This window comes from Peribacillus frigoritolerans, assembly GCF_004358755.1.
Taxonomy (GTDB): Bacteria; Bacillota; Bacilli; order Bacillales; family Bacillaceae; genus Bacillus_P.
Genome location: NZ_SMZY01000004.1, coordinates 303,557 through 326,109 on the forward strand (window position 1 = coordinate 303,557; position 22,553 = coordinate 326,109).

At 43.3% G+C, this 22,553-nt stretch carries 19 protein-coding genes; 4 read left to right on the plus strand and 15 right to left on the minus strand.

Annotated elements, in window-relative coordinates:
• Nucleotides 1–26 precede the first annotated feature (26 nt).
• From E2R53_RS19150 to E2R53_RS19160, 3 genes are all read right to left on the minus strand, one after another.
• Complete coding sequence (locus E2R53_RS19150) at nucleotides 27–878, minus strand: carbohydrate ABC transporter permease (protein WP_133313351.1); 852 nt, start codon at nucleotides 876–878, stop codon at nucleotides 27–29.
• A gap of 70 nt (nucleotides 879–948) precedes the next feature.
• Nucleotides 949–2,220 carry an ABC transporter substrate-binding protein gene (locus tag E2R53_RS19155; RefSeq protein ID WP_133313352.1) on the minus strand — a complete coding sequence of 424 codons (1,272 nt, stop codon included), beginning with the start codon at nucleotides 2,218–2,220 and terminating at the stop codon, nucleotides 949–951.
• 292 nt (nucleotides 2,221–2,512) lie between these two features.
• On the minus strand, nucleotides 2,513–2,899 hold the full coding sequence (locus E2R53_RS19160; protein ID WP_165971043.1) for an Hsp20/alpha crystallin family protein: 387 nt from the start codon (nucleotides 2,897–2,899) through the stop codon (nucleotides 2,513–2,515).
• 348 nt (nucleotides 2,900–3,247) lie between these two features.
• On the opposite strand from E2R53_RS19160, the gene putP reads away from it, so the two are divergent.
• Nucleotides 3,248–4,732 (plus strand): sodium/proline symporter PutP, encoded by a 1,485-nt coding sequence (gene putP / locus E2R53_RS19165; protein WP_435796804.1) that lies wholly within the window; start codon nucleotides 3,248–3,250, stop codon nucleotides 4,730–4,732.
• 286 nt (nucleotides 4,733–5,018) lie between these two features.
• Here the strand turns inward: putP and pruA are convergent, their stop codons facing one another.
• The 5 genes from pruA to E2R53_RS19190 form a co-directional block, all read right to left on the minus strand.
• A complete protein-coding gene (pruA, locus tag E2R53_RS19170) occupies nucleotides 5,019–6,566 on the minus strand; it encodes an L-glutamate gamma-semialdehyde dehydrogenase (protein WP_133313355.1) in 1,548 nt (515 codons plus the stop codon).
• A 293-nt stretch (nucleotides 6,567–6,859) separates the two neighbouring features.
• Nucleotides 6,860–8,050, minus strand: a complete 1,191-nt coding sequence (locus E2R53_RS19175) for a CamS family sex pheromone protein (RefSeq protein ID WP_133313356.1) — start codon at nucleotides 8,048–8,050, stop codon at nucleotides 6,860–6,862.
• Nucleotides 8,051–8,065: 15 nt separating this feature from the next.
• The gene (gene ligA, locus E2R53_RS19180; RefSeq protein ID WP_133313357.1) at nucleotides 8,066–10,075 is read right to left on the minus strand and encodes an NAD-dependent DNA ligase LigA; all 2,010 of its coding nucleotides are present in this window, start codon (nucleotides 10,073–10,075) and stop codon (nucleotides 8,066–8,068) included.
• A gap of 28 nt (nucleotides 10,076–10,103) precedes the next feature.
• On the minus strand, nucleotides 10,104–12,272 hold the full coding sequence (pcrA, locus tag E2R53_RS19185) for a DNA helicase PcrA (RefSeq protein WP_435796806.1): 2,169 nt from the start codon (nucleotides 12,270–12,272) through the stop codon (nucleotides 10,104–10,106).
• A gap of 108 nt (nucleotides 12,273–12,380) precedes the next feature.
• Entirely contained in the window at nucleotides 12,381–13,067 is a 687-nt protein-coding gene (locus E2R53_RS19190) for a heptaprenylglyceryl phosphate synthase (RefSeq protein WP_133313359.1), read from the minus strand.
• A gap of 338 nt (nucleotides 13,068–13,405) precedes the next feature.
• On the opposite strand from E2R53_RS19190, the gene E2R53_RS19195 reads away from it, so the two are divergent.
• Nucleotides 13,406–14,407: a DUF3231 family protein gene (locus E2R53_RS19195; RefSeq protein WP_133313360.1), complete on the plus strand. Its 1,002-nt coding sequence runs from the start codon at nucleotides 13,406–13,408 to the stop codon at nucleotides 14,405–14,407.
• Nucleotides 14,408–14,437: 30 nt separating this feature from the next.
• Here E2R53_RS19195 and E2R53_RS19200 read toward each other — a convergent pair whose 3' ends face one another.
• From E2R53_RS19200 to E2R53_RS19210, 3 genes are read right to left on the minus strand one after another with little or no spacing between them, the layout of a single operon-like run.
• Nucleotides 14,438–14,746: a YerC/YecD family TrpR-related protein gene (locus E2R53_RS19200; RefSeq protein ID WP_070879478.1), complete on the minus strand. Its 309-nt coding sequence runs from the start codon at nucleotides 14,744–14,746 to the stop codon at nucleotides 14,438–14,440.
• Nucleotides 14,747–14,768: 22 nt separating this feature from the next.
• A complete protein-coding gene (locus E2R53_RS19205; protein ID WP_133313401.1) occupies nucleotides 14,769–15,788 on the minus strand; it encodes a DUF3048 domain-containing protein in 1,020 nt (339 codons plus the stop codon).
• 41 nt (nucleotides 15,789–15,829) lie between these two features.
• Nucleotides 15,830–17,569 carry an adenine deaminase C-terminal domain-containing protein gene (locus tag E2R53_RS19210; protein WP_133313361.1) on the minus strand — a complete coding sequence of 580 codons (1,740 nt, stop codon included), beginning with the start codon at nucleotides 17,567–17,569 and terminating at the stop codon, nucleotides 15,830–15,832.
• A gap of 99 nt (nucleotides 17,570–17,668) precedes the next feature.
• On the opposite strand from E2R53_RS19210, the gene E2R53_RS19215 reads away from it, so the two are divergent.
• Complete coding sequence (locus E2R53_RS19215; protein WP_133313362.1) at nucleotides 17,669–17,911, plus strand: YgaP family membrane protein; 243 nt, start codon at nucleotides 17,669–17,671, stop codon at nucleotides 17,909–17,911.
• Nucleotides 17,912–18,017: 106 nt separating this feature from the next.
• Nucleotides 18,018–18,119: an EYxxD motif small membrane protein gene (locus E2R53_RS23790; protein ID WP_346265498.1), complete on the plus strand. Its 102-nt coding sequence runs from the start codon at nucleotides 18,018–18,020 to the stop codon at nucleotides 18,117–18,119.
• Here E2R53_RS23790 and purD read toward each other — a convergent pair.
• From purD to purM, 4 genes are read right to left on the minus strand one after another with little or no spacing between them, the layout of a single operon-like run.
• Nucleotides 18,100–19,368 carry a phosphoribosylamine--glycine ligase gene (gene purD, locus E2R53_RS19220; RefSeq protein WP_133313363.1) on the minus strand — a complete coding sequence of 423 codons (1,269 nt, stop codon included), beginning with the start codon at nucleotides 19,366–19,368 and terminating at the stop codon, nucleotides 18,100–18,102. The two genes, E2R53_RS23790 and purD, sit on opposite strands and share 20 nt — an antisense overlap.
• Before the next feature lie 21 nt (nucleotides 19,369–19,389).
• Nucleotides 19,390–20,928 carry a bifunctional phosphoribosylaminoimidazolecarboxamide formyltransferase/IMP cyclohydrolase gene (gene purH / locus E2R53_RS19225; RefSeq protein ID WP_133313364.1) on the minus strand — a complete coding sequence of 513 codons (1,539 nt, stop codon included), beginning with the start codon at nucleotides 20,926–20,928 and terminating at the stop codon, nucleotides 19,390–19,392.
• Between the two features lie 3 nt (nucleotides 20,929–20,931).
• Entirely contained in the window at nucleotides 20,932–21,513 is a 582-nt protein-coding gene (purN, locus tag E2R53_RS19230; RefSeq protein ID WP_133313365.1) for a phosphoribosylglycinamide formyltransferase, read from the minus strand.
• On the minus strand, nucleotides 21,510–22,550 hold the full coding sequence (gene purM / locus E2R53_RS19235; RefSeq protein ID WP_133313366.1) for a phosphoribosylformylglycinamidine cyclo-ligase: 1,041 nt from the start codon (nucleotides 22,548–22,550) through the stop codon (nucleotides 21,510–21,512). The genes purN and purM overlap by 4 nt, the downstream gene beginning before the upstream one ends.
• Nucleotides 22,551–22,553 lie beyond the last annotated feature (3 nt).

A 22,553-nucleotide genomic window follows, 5' to 3' on the forward strand; every position in this document is an offset into this window, starting at 1 on the left:
GATGGTATTGCTCGTTTCTGCATTCATTATCTATCACCTGCCACTTTAAATTGAATGAACGTTAGGATGCCTACTAACACAACCACGATGTATGCAATGGCTGATGCGTAGCCGAACTGGAAGAATTCGAATCCGTTTTGATAGATGTATAAGCCCAGTGTCATCGTTGAATCCGCCGGTCCGCCTTTTGTTAAGTTGAATGGCTCATCGAATAGCTGCAGCGTTCCGATTGTCGATAATGTTCCTGCGAACAAAATGACCGGCTTCAGCTGCGGAATGGTAATGTAGAAAAACTGTCTGATCTTTCCTGCACCGTCTAAAGAAGCAGCCTCATACATATCGTTTGGAATGTTTTGCAGAGCTGCAAGGAAGATAACCATGTTGTATCCCGTCCATCTCCATGTCATCGCAAGAATGATGGATGCTTTTGCCCAAAAGCTGTCTGACAGCCATGGGATCGCTTCCATACCTAAAAATCCAATCACCGTATTAATGATTCCTTCCTCCTGAAGCATAATTGAGAAAAGGATGGAATATGCCACAAGTGATGTTACGGCTGGAAGGAAAAACGATACTCTGAAAAATCCTTTTAATCTCAGAAGTCCGCTGTTCAGCACACTTGAAAGCACAAGCGCCAGAATCAGCATGATCGGAACCTGAACGATAAAGATGATAAATGTATTCATAAGGGCTTTATGGAAAATTTCATCCTTGAATAACGTGACGTAATTATCGAATCCGGTAAAGGTATATTCCCCTGCCTCAAAGGTTTGAAAGCTTAACAAAAGAGATGAAAAGATCGGATATACTGTAAAAATGATAAAGAGTATAACTGCAGGGGCGATAAACATATAAGGAAATAAACGTGTTTGACTCATGCAAGATCCCACCTTAAATTAGGAAAGGGCTGAATTAGATTCGGCCCTTTCTTTTTCATTTTTCAATGTATTATTTAATTCTGTTATCCAGGCGTTTCTGTGCTGCCTCGAATGCTTTTTCAATAGACACCTTGCCGCTTACTGATTCAGACTGGGCTTTGATTGATTCATCCATTGCCAGTGAATAGTTGCCTGTGTAGTTAACAGATGGAATGCTGTCCATTTGCTCTGTGAACGTGCTCCAGATCGGCTGATTCGAGAAGAACTCCTGCTCTTCAGTGAAGATCGGCTCATCATAGATTGTGTTAAGTGTCGGGAATAAGCCGCCTTTCATTGCTTCAAGCTGTGTTTCTTCATCTGTTGAGAAGTATTCCATGAAGTCATATGCTTCTTGTTTTTTATCCGTAGATTGCATGATGACGTAGTTGCTTCCGCCTAAGTTAGAAGCACGGTTTCCGCCTTCTTCAAATGCAGGAAGAGGAATAACGCCCCACTTGCCTGATGTATCCTTGCCTTGTCCAGTGATGGAGCCTGATAGCCATGCGCCAGATGGTGCTGCTGCAACCTCGCCGCTTACCATGGCGCTGATCCATGCATCCCAGCCGACTGTATTTTTCACTAAGCCTTCATCTTTAAGCTGCTTGATCACTTTTGCAGCATTCATTGATTCTTCTGATGTTAAAGCAAGCTCTCCTTTATCATCAAAGTAAAGGGAACCCTGCTGATTCATCATCATGCGGTAAAGACCGTCGTCACCGTTTAAATCAAGTCCAAGCATTGGTTTGCCTGTTTTTTCTTTAATGACTTTACCCGCTTCAACAAATTGCTCCCATGTTTGAATATCTTCTGCTTTTACGCCAGCTTCTTCAAAAATATCTGTGCGGTAAAAGACGCCTGTCGGACCGCCGTCAAACGGGAAGCCGACAATTTTATCATCAACCGTTAAAAGGTCTGTTTTACTTGAAGGAAATTTATCAGCCTGCTTATCAAAACCGTACTCTTTTAAATCTAAAAATGCTTTAGGATAAGATTCTGCATATCCTTGAATGCGGTCATCTTCAACAAGGACGATGTCAGGAAGACCTTGCCCGCCAGCCTGCAGACCTGTTGTTAATTTCGAATAAACATCTTCTCTCCCGATTTCTACAATCTCAAGTTCAAAATCAGGATTTTCTTTCTTATAGCGTTCGGCCGCTGCTTCAAGTACAGGAACGTTGATGTTCCAAGCCCAAGCCGTCAATTTTTTGTCGTCTTTGCTTGTTTTTTCAGAAGATCCTCCTGAACAAGCAGAGAGCATGCCGATGATTAGAACCAGACTAATCAAACCTATTACCTTTTTCATGTTTTACCCCCTATTAATCTTAATCAAAAGATACTGACCGCAAAAATGAAATCGTTTACAAAATTAATAATAGAATAATAGTCGGAAAATTTCAAGTAAAATTTAACTAAAAGTTTTTACTATTTTACCTTTCGTTTTACTTAAATAATTCTCATCCAAAGAAAAAGGCGCCGGAATATCCATCCGCGCCTTTCTATTATTGAATTTTTCTCTTTTATCATCTTAAAAATTGAACTATATTACCATATTCTTTTTACTTAAAATTCTGTTATTCTCTGATGCATGTTTTACTTCAGTCAATCTCGATTTTAGTTGATGTCTTCTTTGGAATCGTGATTTTCAAGACACCATTCCGGTAGTTCGCCTTTAAATTTCTTTTTACAGCTGAAGGGGGAATAGGAATTGATTGTTTGCCGTTTTTCTTCTCATTTTTCGCTGATTTTACTGTGATGATCAGATCTTCTCCGAGAATTTCAAGTTTAATATCCTCTTTTTCAATTCCTGGCAATTCTGCTTTCACAACAAATGCTGCATCCGTTTCATCCGTCATAACCTGAAATCCTTTTGGAGCAAATGATTGTTTGAAATAGTCGTCGATGCTTCCGAGAAGGGTATTCTTTGGCCGCGAGACAAAAAAATCATTGATCAATTTCATCGGATCTTTTCCGTTTGAATCCATGTTCAATCCTCCTGACATACGTTCATTTATATCTCATTATCATATGTAAGAATGCTGCTGTTTGCCTATCCGGAAAATTGTTGTTTTGTTATAAATCTGACTGCACATAATACGTAATATTAAAAGAAAAAATTATCATCTGAAAATTCTAAATAGTTTTACTTTAATTCTTTTTAGGAAGCGCTTACGTATATGTGCGCCATAGCTCACAAGCGCTCAAATCCGCGCCATGCCTGTTTCATTTCCTTGAAACAGGGGGAATAGTTTGTTAGGTTAGGAAACCGTAGGGCTGAACGGATTGCAATATTTGGATCTTTATCACACTATCACTTATGTCAAAGGAGAGATTTGGTGGAAATTGGAACAATTGTATCACTCGGAATTTATTTTGTCGGCATGCTTCTTATTGGTTTCTATGCCTTCAAAAAATCAACAAATGATGTATCTGGCTACATGCTGGGAGGACGCGGGCTCGGACCTGCAGTAACTGCTTTGTCGGCAGGTGCATCTGATATGAGCGGCTGGATGCTGATGGGGCTTCCCGGTGCGATGTACACAACCGGATTATCAAGTATGTGGATCGCAGTTGGTTTATCTATCGGAGCTTATCTGAATTATATTCTTGTGGCTCCTCGCCTGCGTACCTATACAGAGGTAGCAAATGACTCAATTACAATCCCGGACTACTTCGAAAACCGCTTTAAAGACACGTCACGCATGCTCCGTTTTGTTTCTGCAATCGTTATTATTATTTTCTTCACACTCTACACATCTGCAGGATTAGTATCAGGCGGACTTTTGTTTGAGTCAGCCTTTAAAACGGATTACCTGTTCGGTATGCTTCTTACAGCAGGTGTTGTCATGGTTTACACTCTTTTTGGCGGATTTCTTGCCGTCAGCTTAACCGATTTCGTGCAGGGCATCATCATGTTCCTCGCACTGATTCTGGTTCCAGTCGTTGCATTTATGGAACTTGGAGGAGTGGGGCCTACATTTGACGTTGTCCGTGAGATAGACCCGACTTACTTGGATATTTTTAAAGGAACATCAGTTATTGGCATTCTTGGATTTTTAGCTTGGGGACTTGGTTATTTTGGCCAGCCTCACATTATCGTGCGTTTTATGGCGATTTCATCAATTAAAGAACTCAAGCCTGCACGAAGAATTGGGATGGCCTGGATGATTATCTCGATTATTGGCGCACTGCTGACAGGACTTGTCGGTATTGCTTATATTAATCAGACAGGAGCTTCTCTTGCAGACCCTGAAACAATCTTCATCAAATTTGCCCAGGTGCTTTTCCATCCGTTCATAACAGGGTTCCTGCTTGCAGCAATTCTTGCAGCTATCATGAGTACCATTTCATCACAGCTGCTTGTTACTGCGAGTGCCCTGACAGAGGATTTTTATAAAACGTTCTTTAAACGAAATGCATCTGATAAAGAGCTTGTATTTATTGGAAGACTCGCGGTATTGCTTGTTGCAATCGTAGGTGTCCTCCTATCCTTGGAACCTAGCGACACCATCCTTTCCCTAGTCGGATACGCATGGGCAGGATTCGGTTCTGCATTCGGACCGGCCGTGCTGCTCAGCTTATATTGGAAACGCATGACGAAGTGGGGTGCGCTTGCCGGTATGATCGTCGGTGCTGTCACAGTGCTGATTTGGGTAAACGTCCCTGCACTGAAAGAATTCATGTACGAAATGATTCCCGGCTTCTTCTTAAGTTTACTTGCTGTTTACGTAGTCAGCTTGATCACAAGCAGACCTTCTAAACGCGTTCAAAATACGTTTAACGAAATGGAAGAAGTTTTAGAGGAAGAAACAAAGTAAGAAATGTTAAAACGCTTAGGAGGCTGAATCTTCCTAAGCGTTTTTCTTTTGTGCTTTATTTCTTTGATTTCTGAAATAGAGATGTATCATAATCGCTACCAAAAAACCGATAGAAAACACGATATCTTTTATTAAATCATCGATGAAAAAAAACATGGATAACAAACTGAATACGAACAAGATACCGGATAAAAATAAAAACGCATTTAACCTTTTTTCATTCACCTGGATTCACCTCACAAAAAGAGCTTAAACAAACGTTTGTTTAAGCTCTTTTCTCCTTCTATTACAGCGTTTCCGATGTTGTTTTTGCCTGAAGGTGAAGCAATAAATAATCCGGTCCGCCCGCTTTTGAATCTGTACCGGACATGTTGAAGCCGCCAAATGGCTGATAGCCAACGATCGCACCTGTACAGCCGCGGTTGAAATACAGATTTCCGACGTGGAAGTCTTCGCGAGCTTGTTCGATGTGCTCACGGTTGTTTGTAAGGACTGCCCCTGTTAAACCGTAGTCCGTGTTGTTGGCAATTTCAATCGCATGATCAAAATCTTTTGCTTTCGTAAAGCCGACAACCGGACCGAAGATTTCCTCCTGCATCAAGCGTGCTTTCGGATCAAGATCCGCAATGATTGTAGGCTGAATAAAGAAGCCTTTAGAGCTGTCTCCTTCTCCTCCTGCAACGAGCTTCCCTTCTTCTTTGCCGATTTCTACATAACTCATAATTTTATCAAATGCAGCCTGATCGATGACAGGACCCATGAAATAGGATTGGTCTGCTGTATCGCCGACTGTTAATTCTTTTGTTAGTTCAACTGCGCGATTCAGGACCTGATCATACACATCCTCAACGATGACTGCACGGGAACAAGCAGAACATTTTTGTCCTGAGAATCCAAATGCAGATTTCACGATTGATTGTGCAGCTAATTCCAAATCTGCGTCTTTATCAACGACAATCGTATCCTTGCCGCCCATTTCAGCAATAACGCGCTTCAGCCAGATTTGGCCTTCATTCACTTTAGAAGCACGCTCATAGATGCGTGTGCCTACGTCACGTGAACCTGTGAAGCTGATAAAACGGGTGCGCGGGTGATCAACTAAATAATCGCCAACCTCAGCGCCGCTTCCAGGCACGAAGTTCAATACCCCTTTAGGAAGTCCGGCTTCCTCCATCACTTCAACAAACTTGGCCGCAACGACCGGAGTAGTCGAAGCCGGTTTTAACAAGACTGTGTTGCCTGTTACGATAGCTGCGATTGTCGTTCCTGCCATAATCGCAAACGGGAAGTTCCACGGGGAAATAATAATCCCTGCACCTAAAGGAATGTAGCTGTAACGGTTGTACTCACCCGGACGGCTTTCAACTGGCATGCCATCCTTTAATTTCATCATTTGGCGGGCATAATACTCAATGAAATCAATCGCTTCTGCTGTATCCGCATCCGCTTCATTCCAAGGCTTGCCTGCTTCTTTCGTTAAAAGCGCAGAAAATTCATGTTTGCGGCGGCGAATGATCGCTGCAGCACGGAATAGAATGTCCGCACGTACTTCCGGCTTCACTTTGCGCCATGTGTTAAATGTCTCATCTGCCACTTGCATAGCTTTCTCGGCTAACTCCCGGTTCGCCTTCGAAACGCGGCCAATCACCTCTTCTTTATTTGAAGGATTCACAGAAACAATTTTATCCTCTGTGGAAATACATTCTCCGCCAATGACCAAGTGATAATCCTGCCCTAAATATGACTCAACAAGCTTCAGGCCTTCAAGATAGGCTTTCTTATTCTCTTCTGCTGAAAAATCAGTAAATGGTTCGTGTTTGTACGGTATCATGATTCAAATTCGCCTCCCTGCAAGTATGAAACGTTTACACCCCCATTCTAACGAAAGAGATGGAAACTTTCAAACTATGGTAAACTGTCACAATATTAAGTTTATTATGTTCAGAGAGTAGGAGAATAGCTAGCTTGAAGGGGAAGACTGGGTTTGAAGCCCCGGATAGTCAGGGCTTCGTTTCTGCTAGTTGCACTGAATCTGGAATCCCGCTTGAGCAATTCACCTAGAAAAATGGCCATCTCTAGTTCCACCCATCGAAAAAAACCACCCCACAATGTGAGATGGCTAATCATTTATTGATAAATATGAACGGTCGGTTTTTCCTGTCCAGGTTTGCGGACGATCAATGCCTCTTGGCCGCTAGTTGAATTGATGTTTACTTCAACTGAAACATAGTCAGGGAAATAGTCTACGACTTTCCCAGTGACAAACTGGGTAAAGGCAATGACTTCTGATTTTCCGTAGAACTGCATTGGTATATCAATCTTCAATTCTTGCATTTCTTCCCCTTTGTAAAAGGCTTTGCCGATCACGCCTGTGTAATTAGGGAAAAATTCGTCGATATCCTGTTTGAATCGCTCAAAGAGATTGGCATCCTCGCGGTAGTCTTCTGTACCTTGAGGCGATGGGAAGAAGACGTATTCCTCATCAATGCTGTCCCATTTGCCGATTTGATTGCTGCCCCCGTCTACTACTGTACTTGCGATAAAACTTCCCGGGACAATGGATGACTTCGGCGCTTGCTTGTATAAGGCAATGACAACTGGTACATTTTCAAGACCTTTTTGAGTTCGTACACGTTTGATGACTTCTTCAGCCATCTTTTTCCCCTCTGCTTCAAGCTTCTGAGGATCGATGACATATTCTCTTTGCGGCTCACCGACTGCTTCACGGTAATAATGAACCGAGTTTAAAGCAAGCCCAATGACAACTCCGCCAAGCTCAACTGTATTTTCGCCTTTGCGGACTAAGTAATTGTGTTCAAGCATGTGGGCTAAGTAGATTGGGCTTTTTTCGTTTTGTTGTATAAAATCGCCTTCGGTACTTGCTAGTGGGTTGAGACCCTCATTTTTGAACGTTTCCTTACTCGCTTTAGCTTTTTCCTGCGCTTCTTTCAATTTATCCCCTTGAAGTTTGCGGCCAAGCCAAGACCGCACTGTCAACTCATCCAGATACTGACCTTCCTGATAAAGATGATTGTCTGGAGAAAATTCTTCCTGCGCCACTCTCATCAGTCCCGTTTCGAATTCGTCGATGTCTAATCGGGTATTGATATTTTCAGCAACAAGTCCCCTTGCTTTTCCTTCTTTAAAAGGAAGGATCATTTTATAGTAAGAATCTGAAATGTTGTATTTAGGAATGATCGCTTTTTCGGTTGATTCATCTTCCGTTTCCCGCACGATTTCCTCTTGATCGCCAAAGCTGGGTGCGCAGGCTGAAAGGAATAAACAGCCTGCGAGCAGCATTACCATTACTTTTTTCAAGTCGGAATACACCTCTTATTTTCTTAGTTCCTCAAGCAGTTTCGTCTCATCCCAAATGTCGATGTTTAACTCTTGAGCCTTTGAAAGCTTGCTTCCTGCATCTTCCCCGGCAACGACTAAATCTGTTTTTTTGCTGACGCTTCCGGCTACCTTGCCGCCAAGCGCTTCAATTTGGTCTTTTGCTTCATTTCGGGAAAGCTCTTCTAGTTTCCCCGTTAAAACGACCGTTTTGCCTGCAAAGAAGGAATCTGATTCCTCTGCTTTTACTAGCTTTGGTCCTAAGTAAGCCATATTCACTCCGCATGATTTCAGCTCGGAAATCAGCTCATTCATCTCAGGCTGTTCAAAATAAGTCACGACGGCATCCGCCATCTTATCGCCAATTTCATTAACCGCAATAATCTCATCTCTTGAGGCTGTTTGCAATCGTTCCATTGTCTCAAAATGCTGCGCAAGCGTTTTTGCTGCCTTTGCGCCGATGAAACGGATGCCAAGACCAAACAGCAATCTCTCAAGTGAGCTTTGTTTTGAGTTTTCAATCGCCTGAAGCAGGTTGTCCACTGATTTCTCACCCATCCGTTCAAGCTCAAGCAGCTGCTCTCGGGTCAATTTGTATAGATCGGCAACATCCTTAATCAGGTTTTCTTTGAAAAGCTGGGCAATAACCCGCTCACCAAGACCATCGATGTTCATCGCATTTCTAGATACAAAATGAATTAATCCCTCGCGAATCTGCGCCGGGCACTTAGGATTGATGCATCTAAGTGCAACCTCGCCTTCAATCCTGACAAGCTCGCTTTCACATTCAGGACAATGCGTCGGCATTTTGAACTCTTCCTCGTCGCCAGTGCGGTGCTCGAGAAGCACATTGACAACCTCGGGAATAATGTCTCCAGCCTTTTTAATAACGACGTAGTCACCAAGACGAATGTCTTTTTCACGAATGAGATCTTCATTATGAAGAGAAGCGCGTTTTACTGTTGTACCAGCAACACGTACAGGCTCCAGGAGTGCAGTTGGTGTAATGACACCAGTGCGTCCGACCGTTAATTCGATATCAATCAGCTTCGTCATTACTTCTTCTGCAGGAAACTTATAGGCAACTGCCCAGCGCGGGCTTTTGGCTGTAAAACCAAGCGCCTCCTGCTGTTCAATCGAATCTACTTTGATTACGATGCCGTCAATTTCATATGGCAGATTAGCTCTTTTTTCCTGAAGGGATTCAATCAGCGTTATCACTTCGTCAATTGAATCACATCTGCGGCGCTCTGTATTCGTTTTAAAACCAAGCTCCTCAAGGGCATCAAGTCCTGCACTTTGAGTGGCCGCTCCAGTTTCTTCACCAAGGTCTGCAATACTATAGACGAAAATATTCAGATTTCGTTTCGCCGCAATTTTAGGATCAAGCTGGCGAAGGGAGCCTGCAGCCGCGTTGCGGGGGTTGGCAAACGGCTCTTCTTCGAGCTGAATTCTTGTTTCGTTTAATTTCTCAAAAGACGATTTTGGCATGTAGGCTTCGCCGCGCACTTCAATTGAAAGGTTTTTCTTTAATTTAAGCGGAATGGACCGGATTGTTTTTAAGTTTTCGGTGATATCTTCGCCTGTTGTGCCATCCCCGCGCGTTGCACCTCGAACGAATGCACCGTTTTCGTATGTGAGAGACACGGCGAGTCCATCAATCTTCAGTTCAACCATATACTGAACATCATCGCCGACTGCCTGTCTCACGCGGCGGTCAAAATCTCTGATATCCTGCTCATTGAAGGCATTTCCAAGGCTTAGCATCGGTTTCTTATGCTGCACCTTTTTAAACCCTTCAAGGATATTGCCGCCGACACGCTGCGTTGGGGAATCAGCCGTCTTCAGCTCAGGATACGTTTCTTCAATCTCAAGCAATTCTTGAAGAAGCTGATCATACTCAGAGTCAGGCACAGTCGGTTTATCAAGAACGTGATATTCATAGTTGTATTTATTTAATAAGTCATGCAGAGTTTCTGCACGTTGTTTGGCTGCATTCATATCCATCCAGGGTCCATTCCTTTCCTTTAACGATCTACACTTTTTGTATCGGAGCAAACTTGGCAAGCAGGCGTTTAATGCCTACAGGGCTTGGGAATGCAATATCAAGCTCTTTGCCTTCTCCTTCGCCTTTCACACTGACAACTGTGCCGATCCCCCACTTTTTATGCTCTGCTTTATTGCCGACAGCCCAGGCAATTTCGTCTCCGCCTGTTGAAGCCGCCATCGGTCTGTTGACCTGAGGGCGTCTTTCCGGCCGGGTTTTTGCAGCAAATGGAGAAGGGCTCTTTTTCACTTCATTTAGATTCTCCAGCAGTTCAGACGGAATCTCTGAGATAAAACGGGATTCAGGATTCATGCTTGTACGTCCGAAAAGAGTTCTCATTTTTGCATTCGTAATGTACAGTTCTTTTTCGGCGCGGGTAATGCCGACATAGGCAAGACGTCGCTCTTCTTCCATCTCCGCTTCTTCCATAAGAGAACGGCTGTGGGGGAATACGCCTTCCTCGACACCCATCAAGAAAACAACCGGAAACTCCAGTCCTTTCGCAGAGTGAAGAGTCATCAGCACAACAGCTTCTTTAGAGGCTTCCTCATCTTCATCTAATTTATCAATATCCGCAACTAAAGCCAAATCGGTTAAAAAGGCAACTAAGCTTTTATCTTCACTGTTTTTCTCAAAGTTTTGCGTAACAGATAAAAACTCATCAATATTCTCAAGACGGCTTTGTGCTTCGATTGTTTTTTCCGTTTTCAGCATGTCGCGGTAGCCTGTCTTTTCAATGACTTCCTCTGCAAGCTCAGTGACAGACAGGTAATCCTGCATGTTTGTCAGATTGCGCACAAGCTCGCGGAAATTAACCATCGCACTGACAACACGCGCACTGACGCCTGCAAATTCGATTTGTTCGATCGCACCGAACAGAGATAAATCATTGTCCAGCGCATACTGGGCTATTTTATCGACTGAGGTGGAGCCTACACCGCGCTTTGGTGTATTAATAACTCGCGCTAGGCTGATATCATCGTCAGGATTAGCAATTAATCTTAAGTATGCCAGGATATCTTTAATTTCTTTTCTGTCGTAGAACTTAATCCCGCCAACGATCGTGTAATTGATGTTTGATTTGAGGAGGATTTCCTCGATTACACGGGACTGGGCATTCGTGCGGTAGAGAATCGCAAAATCAGACAGCTTTCTTCCTTCTGAAGAGACAAGCTGATTGATTTTCCCAGCTACGAACTGTCCCTCTGCTGATTCACTGTCAGCGCGGTAATAGTTGATCTTCTGGCCCTCATCATTTTGAGTCCAAAGATTTTTCGCTTTGCGGTTCATGTTGTTTTTAATAACACCATTTGCCGCTTCAAGGATACGCTGTGTGGAACGGTAATTCTGCTCAAGCAAAATCACGCTCGCCGTCGGGTAGTCTTTTTCAAAAGAAAGAATGTTCGCGATATCCGCACCGCGCCAGCGATAAATCGACTGATCGGAATCACCGACAACACATAGATTCTGAAAACGTGATGCAAGCATTTTAACCAATAGGTACTGGGCCTTATTCGTATCCTGGTACTCATCCACATGAATAAACTGAAATTTGCGCTGGTAGAATTCAAGCACTTCAGGAACACGCTGAAACAGCTGAATCGTTGTCATGATTAAATCATCGAAATCAAGCGACTGGTTTTTCAGGAGCTTTTTTTGATAATCCTTGTAAACATCGCTTGCAACCTGTTCATACATGCCGCCCGCTGTTTTTTCAAACTCTTCAGGTGTGATCAGTTCATTTTTCGCTCCGCTGATGCTTCCTAAAATACTGCGGGGATCAAATTTCTTTGGATCGATATTGCGATCTTTAAGAATCGATTTAATGACAGAAAGCTGATCAGTCGTATCGAGAATCGAGAAGTTTCTGCTGATTCCAATCCGGTCGATATCTCTTCTTAAAATACGGACACACATGGAGTGAAACGTCGAAATCCAAATATCATCCGCACCTGGTCCGAGCAGCTTTCCGATCCTTTCTTTCATCTCGCGTGCCGCTTTATTTGTAAAAGTAATGGCTAGAATATTCCAAGGTGCTACGCCCTTTTCCACCATTAAATAAGCAATTCTTCTTGTGAGCACACTCGTCTTGCCGCTTCCTGCCCCGGCCATTATTAAGAGCGGTCCATCTGTTGCCTTGACCGCTTCTTTTTGCATATCGTTTAAGCCATTCAATAATTGATCTGTTAAAAATTGCACGTTCCGGACACCACCTTATATCAAACGTATGTTCTTATTTTATCTCAAAATGTGAGCTTTATGCAATCAGGGTTTTACTGCTTTTACTGTTTTCAGAGCTGAACCAAAATCATCATAGATGACATTGCCGATTACCACAACATCCGCGTATTCAGCCATTTCAGCTGCCTGTTCAGGCGTTTCAATGCCGCCGCCGTAAAAGAGTTTGGTAGAGGATAAGACAGAGCTTGCAGCCTGGACCACATTTACGTCTCCGTAAGTTCCGCTGTATTCTAAATAAAAGATCGGCATATGGAACATGTTTTCAGCCATTCGGGCATACGCCATGACATCATCTGCTGCAAGCTCCGTATTCGCTTCTGTAAGCTTTGCCGCTTTGCAGTCACCATTTAAAATACAATAGCCTTCTACAATCAGCTCATCCCAGCTCATGATCTCGCCATATTCTTTTACAGCTTCATGATGCAGTCCCATTACCCATTTCGTGTTCGTGCTGTTCATGACCGACGGGATAAAATACAAATCAAATCCCGGTATAATCGACTCAATTTCAGACACCTCAAGCACACAAGGTACAAGGTATCTCCTGATTCGGGACATTAAGTTTAACACATTATCCATCGTCACATTGTCGCTTCCGCCGACGATGATCGCATCTGTTCCGGATTCACATATTATTTCTAGATTTTCATCGCTTATCTCTTTATCTGGATCGAGTTTGAAAACATGTTTCCACTCGGTAACGTCGTACATGGTCTTTCCTCCTAACAATCGGGTTCCACCTGAAACATTATATCAAATTAACGCCCTGCAAAAAACGGACAGGTGCTATGAAGGTTTTGACAATCTGTTCACGTAATCGGGGTTTGGGGCGTTTTAAGGCAGTATACATTTTTTATGACAGCAAGATTTTCCTTGTTTCAAGGTGTCATAGCCCCTATATAGAACACTTTTTTCAGCCTTCTTCCGGTTTTCGCACTCCATTTCTTCTCTGCCGAAACCTTCTGCATGTCTTTAGACAATATCGTGCAAATAGAAATCCTCATAATTCAAATACAAAATGAAGATAATACTCCCATGGAGGGATTGCATTGAATTTTAAGAATCCAATTTGTTCGTCTGAGCTTGGTACATTGTGGCTTACATATCAGGAAAAAACAATGATTTTAAGAATATTAGAGTATTTCATGGAAAAATCAGAAGATCAGCAGGCAAAAAACATTATGGGAGGCTTGTGGCAGGAGCTCAATCATTTTGTCATCAAAATAGAAGACATTTTTGAAGGTGAGGGAGTCGTTATACCAAGAGGTTTTACAAAAGAGGATGTAAACCTGGAGGCTCCGAAGCTTTTTGATAATGGCTTTGACATCATGCTGCTCCGCATTTTAAAAGAGGTCAGCATGGGGATGTATACACTAAATATGAATATGGCTTACCGTGAAGATGTCATGTCCATATATGAAGGACTGACAACGGTGACTCAGAAGGTGTATAAGCTATCTACTCATTATCTACTGGACAAAGGCATCTTAACGCTTCCTCCGATCGTTGACAAGCCAAAGAGCACTGAGTTTATTGAAGATAAGAACTACCTGAGCGGTTTCTCTTTTTTTAAAAATAACCGCGCCTTAAATGATATTGAAATTGGTTATCTTCATCATGGCATTGAAACAAACAACATCGGCATGCAGCTGATATCAGGTTTTGCGCAGTGTTCAACAGACAAAGCGGTTAAAAAGTATTTTTTAAAAGGAAAAAAGCTTGCTAAAAAACAGATTGAACTGTTTGAAGAACTTCTTATGGACAGTGATGTGCAATTCTCTGCAGGTTCAGGAGGGAACGTCACTTCTTCCGCAGTAGCCCCGTTTTCTCAAAAGCTGATGATGTTTTGCATCTATCTGTTAAACGGCTTTGGCCTTGTAGGGAGCAGCTTCGGCTCGATTTTCAGTTTACGAAGCGATCTATCACTGAAAACCACTTTAATCGCCAAGGATATTTACTTCTATGCAAATGATGGGATTAAACTGATGATTGAAAATGGATGGTTTGAAGAACCGCCTCAAATGAATGTTTCGAATAAAAACAAAGGCTAAAATCAAATAGATTTTAGCCTTTTCCATGTATTAAGATTCCTTTGTTTCCTGTGTTTGAATACGCTCAAGCGCCATTGTATAGGCATCGTTGCCATAGTTCAGGCAGCGTTTTACGCGTGAGATGGTTGCTGTGCTTGCACCTGTTTCGGTTTCGATCTTATGGTATGTGAAACCTTCGCGCAGCATGCGTGCTACTTCGAGGCGCTGTGCAAGTGATTGGATTTCGTTCACTGTGCAAAGGTCATCAAAGAACCGATAGCATTCTTCCAGGTTTTTTAATGATAAAACAGATTCAAATAATTGGTCGAGTTCTTTTCCCCGTAATTTTTCAATTTGCATCTTCATTCTCCTTTTATGAAAATTAGTGGAGTGAAACGTGATTTTCTAGAGCAGGCACTATGTTAATCCAGGTTTTACCCGGTACAAATCCGACGGGCTCTCCGCTTATATAAGGCAGGATTCGTCCGTCAATGTTGCGCCATTCCACTTGGAGGCTGACGCCTTTTTGCAGCAGGATTCCTTTGCCTCCGGACGTTAAATCAATCGCTCTTCTTCCATAGTCGTCAATCGTTTGATGATTCATTTCTGCGATAAATAAATTATCGACCGCAATGGCATCTCCTGTTTCCAGGTCTTTCGTTTGTTCATTGTTGCTATATCGTAAGTACTTCTCTGTTTGTATGTCGTATTTATAGACTGAATTCCACACATCTGACTGGTCGTAGCGGACAATGGCTTCTAAACCCGAATCACCTTCTGCAGCTTCTTTTGCACCAGTGAACGGCAGCGGTTTCGGCTGCTTCGACAGGTTCATTCCGTTCAGATCTGCGCCTTCTTTTATATTTTCAGCAGAGATATAAGAATTGTGCGGCGCTTTTCTGAATGGCGCTCTCCAAAAGAGTGTGCCATCATAAAACAAGCCATTCAAGTAATCATGTTTTCCCTTTTCAAGCGTCTCTTTAGCCTGAGGACTCCAGCCGTGGCTAATAAAAACTGCATCAAAGCCTGTGCTCAAGTCTACATAATATTCTCTTGCGCTTCTGACAGGACCGATCACTCGAGGCTGATTGCTCTGGTAAACGGCAAGGAATCTGGTGATATTTCCTTCTGATAAAACCTCATATACAAGATCAGCCTGATGAAGTCCAGACTGTGGACGCGCTGCCGGATGATTATTGATCATCACTGCAAAGGCACGCTGTTCCACTTTCTCATCAGAGGGCAAACCTGTTAATGGATAGATGTTTTTCTCCACAATAGGCGCAGATGTTTCTTCCTTTTTTACAACATCTGCTTTTGGATTGCTGTTTTCTTCTTGCTTACAAGCCGTACACATGGCGAGCAGGAGCAATGCCATGAACAGCCGCTGCATTTTCATCATGTTGTTTTTCACGATTGACACCTTCTGCTTACTTTTATATTTTAACGCATTATCGATGGAAAGAGTATTATTTTTTTGAGCACATCATAGATGCCTATAGGAGTTATCCTGATATACGGCAAATGAGTCGACGACAGGAAAAAGAGGGAATAAACCGCATCGCCAAAGTGATATCCTCTATCTTTCAGCAGCTGCTTAAACCTTTCCTCTTTTTGAACAACTGCACCAAACTCTTCAGCAGACGCTCCTCCGCAAATCTCCAGAGGTATTTCATGGAGAACCTCCCCTTTTTCTGCAAGAACAATGCCGCCTCCGAGCTCCTTCATTCTATTAAATGCTGTGATCATATCATGCTTATTTTTCCCGATTAAAATGATATCCCCTGTTGTTGAATACGAACTGGCTAGACCGCCGAGTGCTGAAGCAAATCCCTTCAGCATGGTATTGATCCGCCATTTTCCTTTCTTATCAATTAAAGCAAGAAAGGACTCATCGTGATGACTGCCGAGTTCGTCAAATGAATTGTCGATCGTAATGCTGTACGGTTCCATGATGACATCATTCTTCATTTTAAGGCCGAGCGGCATTGAAAACTGCAGATCATCATAAGACAGGGACCATTCGATCTTCATTTTTCCGTATCCGGATTTATTCCAATTAAAATCTCCGAATCCTTCAGCAGGCAATCCGTTTTTTTTCAGCCACTTTCCTTTTGACAGCACAGCAACTGGAGTTGGATTATCAGGTGATTCCAAAATATTCAGATTCGCCAATCGCCCTGTGGCTACTGCACCTGTTACATCTTCCATTCGGTAATACCTGGCAGGATTAAAGCTTGCTATGTGATAAGCCTCTATTGCCGGGACATCGTGCTCAATGGCCATTTTTATCATCGAATCCATCATGCCGTCTTTATAAAAATGCGGTGTAGCTCCGTCAGTAGTGAAAAAGAAATGATCATAGTGGCGAATCTCTTTTTCACGAATGCCATTAAGCAGCTGCGGCAAATCAGGCCGGATCGAGGAATGTCTGAGTGAAACAGTATAGCCTAGTTTTAACCGCTCTAACACATCATCTCCTGTCATCGCTTCATGATCGCAGTCGGCCCCGAATAATTTCATTTTGTTCAGTGTGTTTGCTGAAGCTCCGGGAAAATGTCCTTCTATTCGCTTTCCCTTTCGTTTCATCTCGACCATCCATGACAGCATTAAATCATCATCCGAGAGCAGCTTTGGCCATCCCGTTAATTCTCCGCCTTGAATAACATATTCATGTTCCATCCATTTTTTCATAAAATCGAGAGATAAATATTCGTGTTCATTAGCGACCTCAGTCTGAAGATCGAAACGGCTCCACCAAAAATACTGCAAAGGAAGCTCGTTTAATTCACGAATCAAAGTAAGCGCTTTCTTTTTGTCGGACTGAAAAAGCAAAAATAAGTTGTCGCATATAAGTGTCGTTGTACCGAACTGTGACACATACTTCCCGAAAGAATGGGGATTATAAAGTTGAAATGGGTGAGCATGAGGCTCAATATAACCAGGTACAATAAAACGATCTTCGCAATCGATGATCTCAGGTTGTCTTTCGGCAGGAAGCTTATCGCCAATATAAACAATCCGGTCACCTGAGATCCAGATGTTGGCTTTGATCCATTGCTTAAGATAAGAGTTCAAGTACATCCCATTTTTCAAAACAAGAGCTGGAGGCTGATGGCCTGATGCCGCTTGTATGTGATTTCTGATTTGACGGACTTTCCATTGTGCCTGTGACTGGGGCATTTCAGACCCTCCCTAAATTTCTTATCTTATATGTTAACATATGCAGCCGTTTAACGCAGTAAAGATTTACTGTATTTTCAAAAAGAGGAGGAACATATTATGAAACCGAACATCGGCATTGTAAACGGACTGATCCGGATTACAATTGGACTGTTTTTACTATCGTGGGCATCTGCAAAATATTCGAAAAAACCATGGAAGGATTCTCTGCTGCTCATAATGCTGCTTGGTGCGATGAAAGTTGGAGAAGGCATCCTCAGATTCTGCCCGATGGTGTTTATGTATAAGCAATACCAGAAAGAGGATTTGGAGTTTGAGGATAAGACTTATAATCCTTCTTAATTAGAAGTGCGGAATCGCCCGTTTAGCTCAAGGCCTATTCAGTACCATATTGCACAAAAAACAAGACTCTCCTGCCATCAGGAGAGTCTGCTAAGAGGTGAACATCATGATTATGGAGTATTTAACCGATATGACATTCGTGCTTGCTTTGCTTATCGGCAGTATTGTTGCCTTAATGTTTGTTTATGTTAAGAAAAAACGTGTTTAGTTGCCTTTGCGCCGATGTCCTTGCGGTAGAACAAGGCAGGACATGCTACTTCAGATACGTACTCATATACTTGAGTCTGCGCTTCAAGTAAATCACTGCCGCAGGCAATCACGGCTAAAACCCGTCCGCCGTCTGTTACAAATTCATTCCCGTTTTTCTTTGTCCCCGCGTGGAAAAGCGCACCTTGCTCAAAGCTTGAACGAAGCGTGCCGATTGCTTCGCCTTTTTTGTATTCATTCGGATAGCCATTGGAAGCAAGAACAACTCCCATAACCGCTTCTTTGCGCCATTTGAGATCTGCTTCTTTTCCATCTAAAATAGCAAGCAGAATTTCAATCAAGTCTGACTCTAAGCGCGGCAGCACAACCTGTGTTTCCGGATCGCCAAAGCGCGCGTTAAATTCAATGACCTTTGGGCCTTGCTTCGTTAAGATCAATCCTGCATATAAAATCCCCGTAAATGGAGTGCCATTCTCAATCATGCCAACAGAAGCAGGCTTTAACACTGTTTCAACAGCTTCCTGCACAACAGCATCTGAAATTTGCGGTACTGGAGAGTAAGCGCCCATTCCGCCTGTATTCGGGCCTTCATCATGATCGTATGCACGTTTATGATCCTGAGCGATCACCATTGGATAAACAGCCTCACCGTGAACAAAAGCCATTAATGAAAATTCCTCGCCATCTAAAAATTCTTCGATGACAACGGAGCTGCTTGCCTCCCCGAATTTAGCATCCTCAAGAAAATCACGCAGACAGTCGATAGCTTCCTCAATTGTCATCGCGACCGTTACGCCTTTTCCGGCAGCAAGTCCATCTGCTTTGATGACGATAGGAGCTCCTTGTTCAAGCACGTATTGCTTCGCTTCTTCAAAAGAAGTAAACGATTGATACGCTCCAGTCGGAATGTTATTTTTTATCATTAATTCCTTGGCGAACTTCTTGCTGCCTTCAATAAGGGCAGCTTCTTTTGTTGGACCGAAAACCCTCAGTCCCGCTTCTTGAAACGCATTGACAACGCCATTTAGGAGCGGAACCTCAGGACCTACGATTGTAAGCCCAACCTCGTTTTCTTTTGCAAAAGCAACGAGCTCCTCTGTATTTTGCTCATCGATTGCTATAAGCTCGGCAACGCTGCTCATTCCATCGTTCCCTGGAGCAACAAACACTTTCCGGGCAAGCTTACTCTGTGATGCCTTCCAGGCGATTGCATGTTCACGGCCTCCGCGGCCAATGATTAGAATGTTCATCGTTACCAGCACCTCACTAGATTAATGTTTAAAGTGTCTAACTCCTGTAAATACCATCGTAATGCCGTATTCATCTGCTTTTTGGATTGAATCTTCATCCTTAATCGAACCGCCTGGCTGGATGATTGCTGTTACGCCCGCTTTTGCAGCTGCTTCAACGGTGTCGTTCATCGGGAAAAAAGCATCAGATCCCATTGCGCTTCCCTCAGCAAGTGCACCTGCCTGTTCAATCGCAATTTTAGCCGCACCTACACGGTTCATTTGACCCGCTCCAACGCCAACTGTCATCTGATTTTTCGTTAGCACGATTGCGTTTGATTTCACATGTTTCACGACTTTCCATGCAAGCTTTAAGTCTTCCCACTCCTGTTCAGTTGGCTCGCGCTTTGTAGGAATGGTGATTTTTGCATCATCAAAAGAAAGCGTGTCCTCATCCTGTACAAGCAGACCACCATGAATCGAAGTGATTTGCTGATCCTGTTTGTCTGCACCTAACACATCTAATGTAAGAAGTCTTAAGTTTTTCTTAGACGTTAAAATAGCTAAAGCTTCTTCATCAAAAGAAGGAGCAATGACAATCTCAAGGAAGATTTCATGTAATTTATGAGCAGTTTCTTTGTCCACTTCATGATTTAAAGCAATGATTCCGCCGAAAATTGAAGTCGGATCTGCTTCATATGCGCGCGTGAAGGCTTCGAAAATCGTTTCGCCTGTTCCGACGCCGCATGGATTCATATGTTTTACAGCAACAGCAGCCGGCTGCTTGAATTCTCTTACGATTTGAAGAGCAGCATCTGCATCTTTAATGTTGTTGTATGAAAGCTCTTTGCCGTGAACCTGTACAGCTTCAGCAATTGAAACATTGCTTGCCAAAGGCTTTTTGTAAAAAGTAGCTTTTTGATGAGGATTTTCCCCATAGCGCAGCGATTGTTTTTTCTCGAACGTATAAGTTACTGTCTCAGGGTCTTCCTCGCCAACAGCATTCGTTAAATATTCTGCGATGAGCGCGTCATAAGAAGCGGTATGGCGGAATACTTTTGCAGCAAGCTTTTGCTTTGTTGCAAGGGTAACCTCCTTCTCGCTCTTGATCTGCTCAAGCACTTCAGCATAGTCAGCAGGATCTACAACTACGGCAACATCCTGATGATTTTTTGCTGCTGAACGAAGCATGGTCGGACCGCCGATATCGATATTTTCGATCGCATCATCAAATGTCACGTCCTGCTTGGAGATCGTTTCTTTAAATGGATAAAGATTCACGACTACTAGATCAATCGGCAAAATGCTGTTTTCCTCAAGCTGCTTCATGTGATCAGAGTTGCTGCGCACAGCAAGCAAGCCGCCGTGAATATTTGGATGGAGTGTTTTGACGCGGCCGTCCATGATTTCAGGGAAACCCGTTACCTCTGAGATACCTGTTACTTTGACGCCGTTTTGCTGAAGCAGGCTGCTCGTTCCGCCTGTTGAAATGACTTCGATTCCCTGTTCCACTAGCTCTGTGACAAAAGGAATGATGCCTTCTTTATTTGAAACACTGACAAGTGCGCGTTTGATTGTCATTCTTTACACCTCTAACTCTCTTTTTTGGAAAAGGGTATTTAGTACGTGCGGATAGTATGCGTGCTCAAGCTTATGGATCTTAGCAGATAAGGATTCAAGAGTGTCGGACTCTTCTACTTCAAGTGCTTTTTGCGCAATTATAGGGCCCGTATCCATGCCTGCATCTACAAAGTGGATCGTAATCCCTGTTACTTTGACTCCTGCTTGAAAAGCCTGGCCGATGGCATCCTTTCCTGGAAAGGACGGCAGCAGGGATGGATGCAGATTGATGATATTCTTTGGATAAGCGGTAAGCAGCGTTTCTCCAATGAGTCTCATATATCCCGCAAGAACCACATAGGAAACGTTATACTGCTTCAATTGATTCAGGATAATCGTTTCGAATGCTTCCTTGTTTTTAAATTCCTTCGGTGAAAACTCGAAGACAGGAATGTTTGCTTTCTCAGCGCGTAAGGCGACTTTTGCTCCCGGTCTGTCGCAAACAAGAAGCGCAATTTCCGCTGCCAGTCCTCCGCTCTTCACTTCATCTAGAATAGCCTGGAAATTAGAGCCCGTTCCAGAAGCAAATACGGCGATCTTCATCATGTGAGAGAGCCTCCGCCAAATGTGACGCCCTGGCCTTCCTTCACACGTCCGATGATATAAGCCTTCTCTCCGTGCTTTTCGATTTCATTGATGACATTGTGCATCTGCTTGTATTCAACCGCTAAAACAAAGCCGACGCCCATGTTAAAGATGTTAAACATTTCTTCCTGGCTGAGCGCCCCCTTTTCCTGCAGCAAATCAAAGACAGGAGGAATCGGCCATGAGCCATAATCGATTTCTGCCCCTAAGCCTTCAGGCAGCATTCTCGGAATGTTTTCAATAAATCCGCCGCCCGTAATGTGGGCCATGCCATCTACCTTATACTTCTTCAAAACTTTCAATACCGGCTTCACATAAATCTTAGTCGGACGGAGCAATTCCTCTCCAAGCGAATGCTGAAGCGGTGCAAATTGCTCTTTTAATGAAAGACCGTGATCTTCAAGCAAAATCTTGCGTACTAATGAAAAACCGTTGCTGTGCAGTCCGCTTGAGGAAAGACCGATTAAGACGTGACCTGCACGGATATTCTCGCCTGTAACAATCTCTTCTTTTTCGACAGCGCCAACCGCAAAGCCTGCGATGTCATATTCGTCCCCGTCATATAGACCAGGCATTTCGGCTGTTTCTCCGCCTACTAAAGCACAGCCTGACTGCTCGCAGCCGTCTGCTACTCCTTTGACGATCTGCTCGATTTTGACAGGCTCTGCTTTTCCAAGCGCCAAATAATCAAGGAAGAACAATGGCTCTGCGCCCTGTGCAAGAATATCATTCACACACATCGCGACTGCATCTACACCAATCGTATCATGCTGATCCATAAGGAATGCAAGCTTGAGCTTTGTGCCTACACCATCTGTGCCCGATACGAGGACCGGCTGTTTATAATTCAGCTCTGAAAGATCGAACATGCCGCCAAATCCGCCGAGGCTTCCCATAACGCCTTTTCTCATTGTTTTAGCTACATGCTTTTTCATTCGCGAAACGGCTTCATAGCCAGCTTCTATATCAACGCCTGCCTGCTTGTATGCGTTTGACATCAC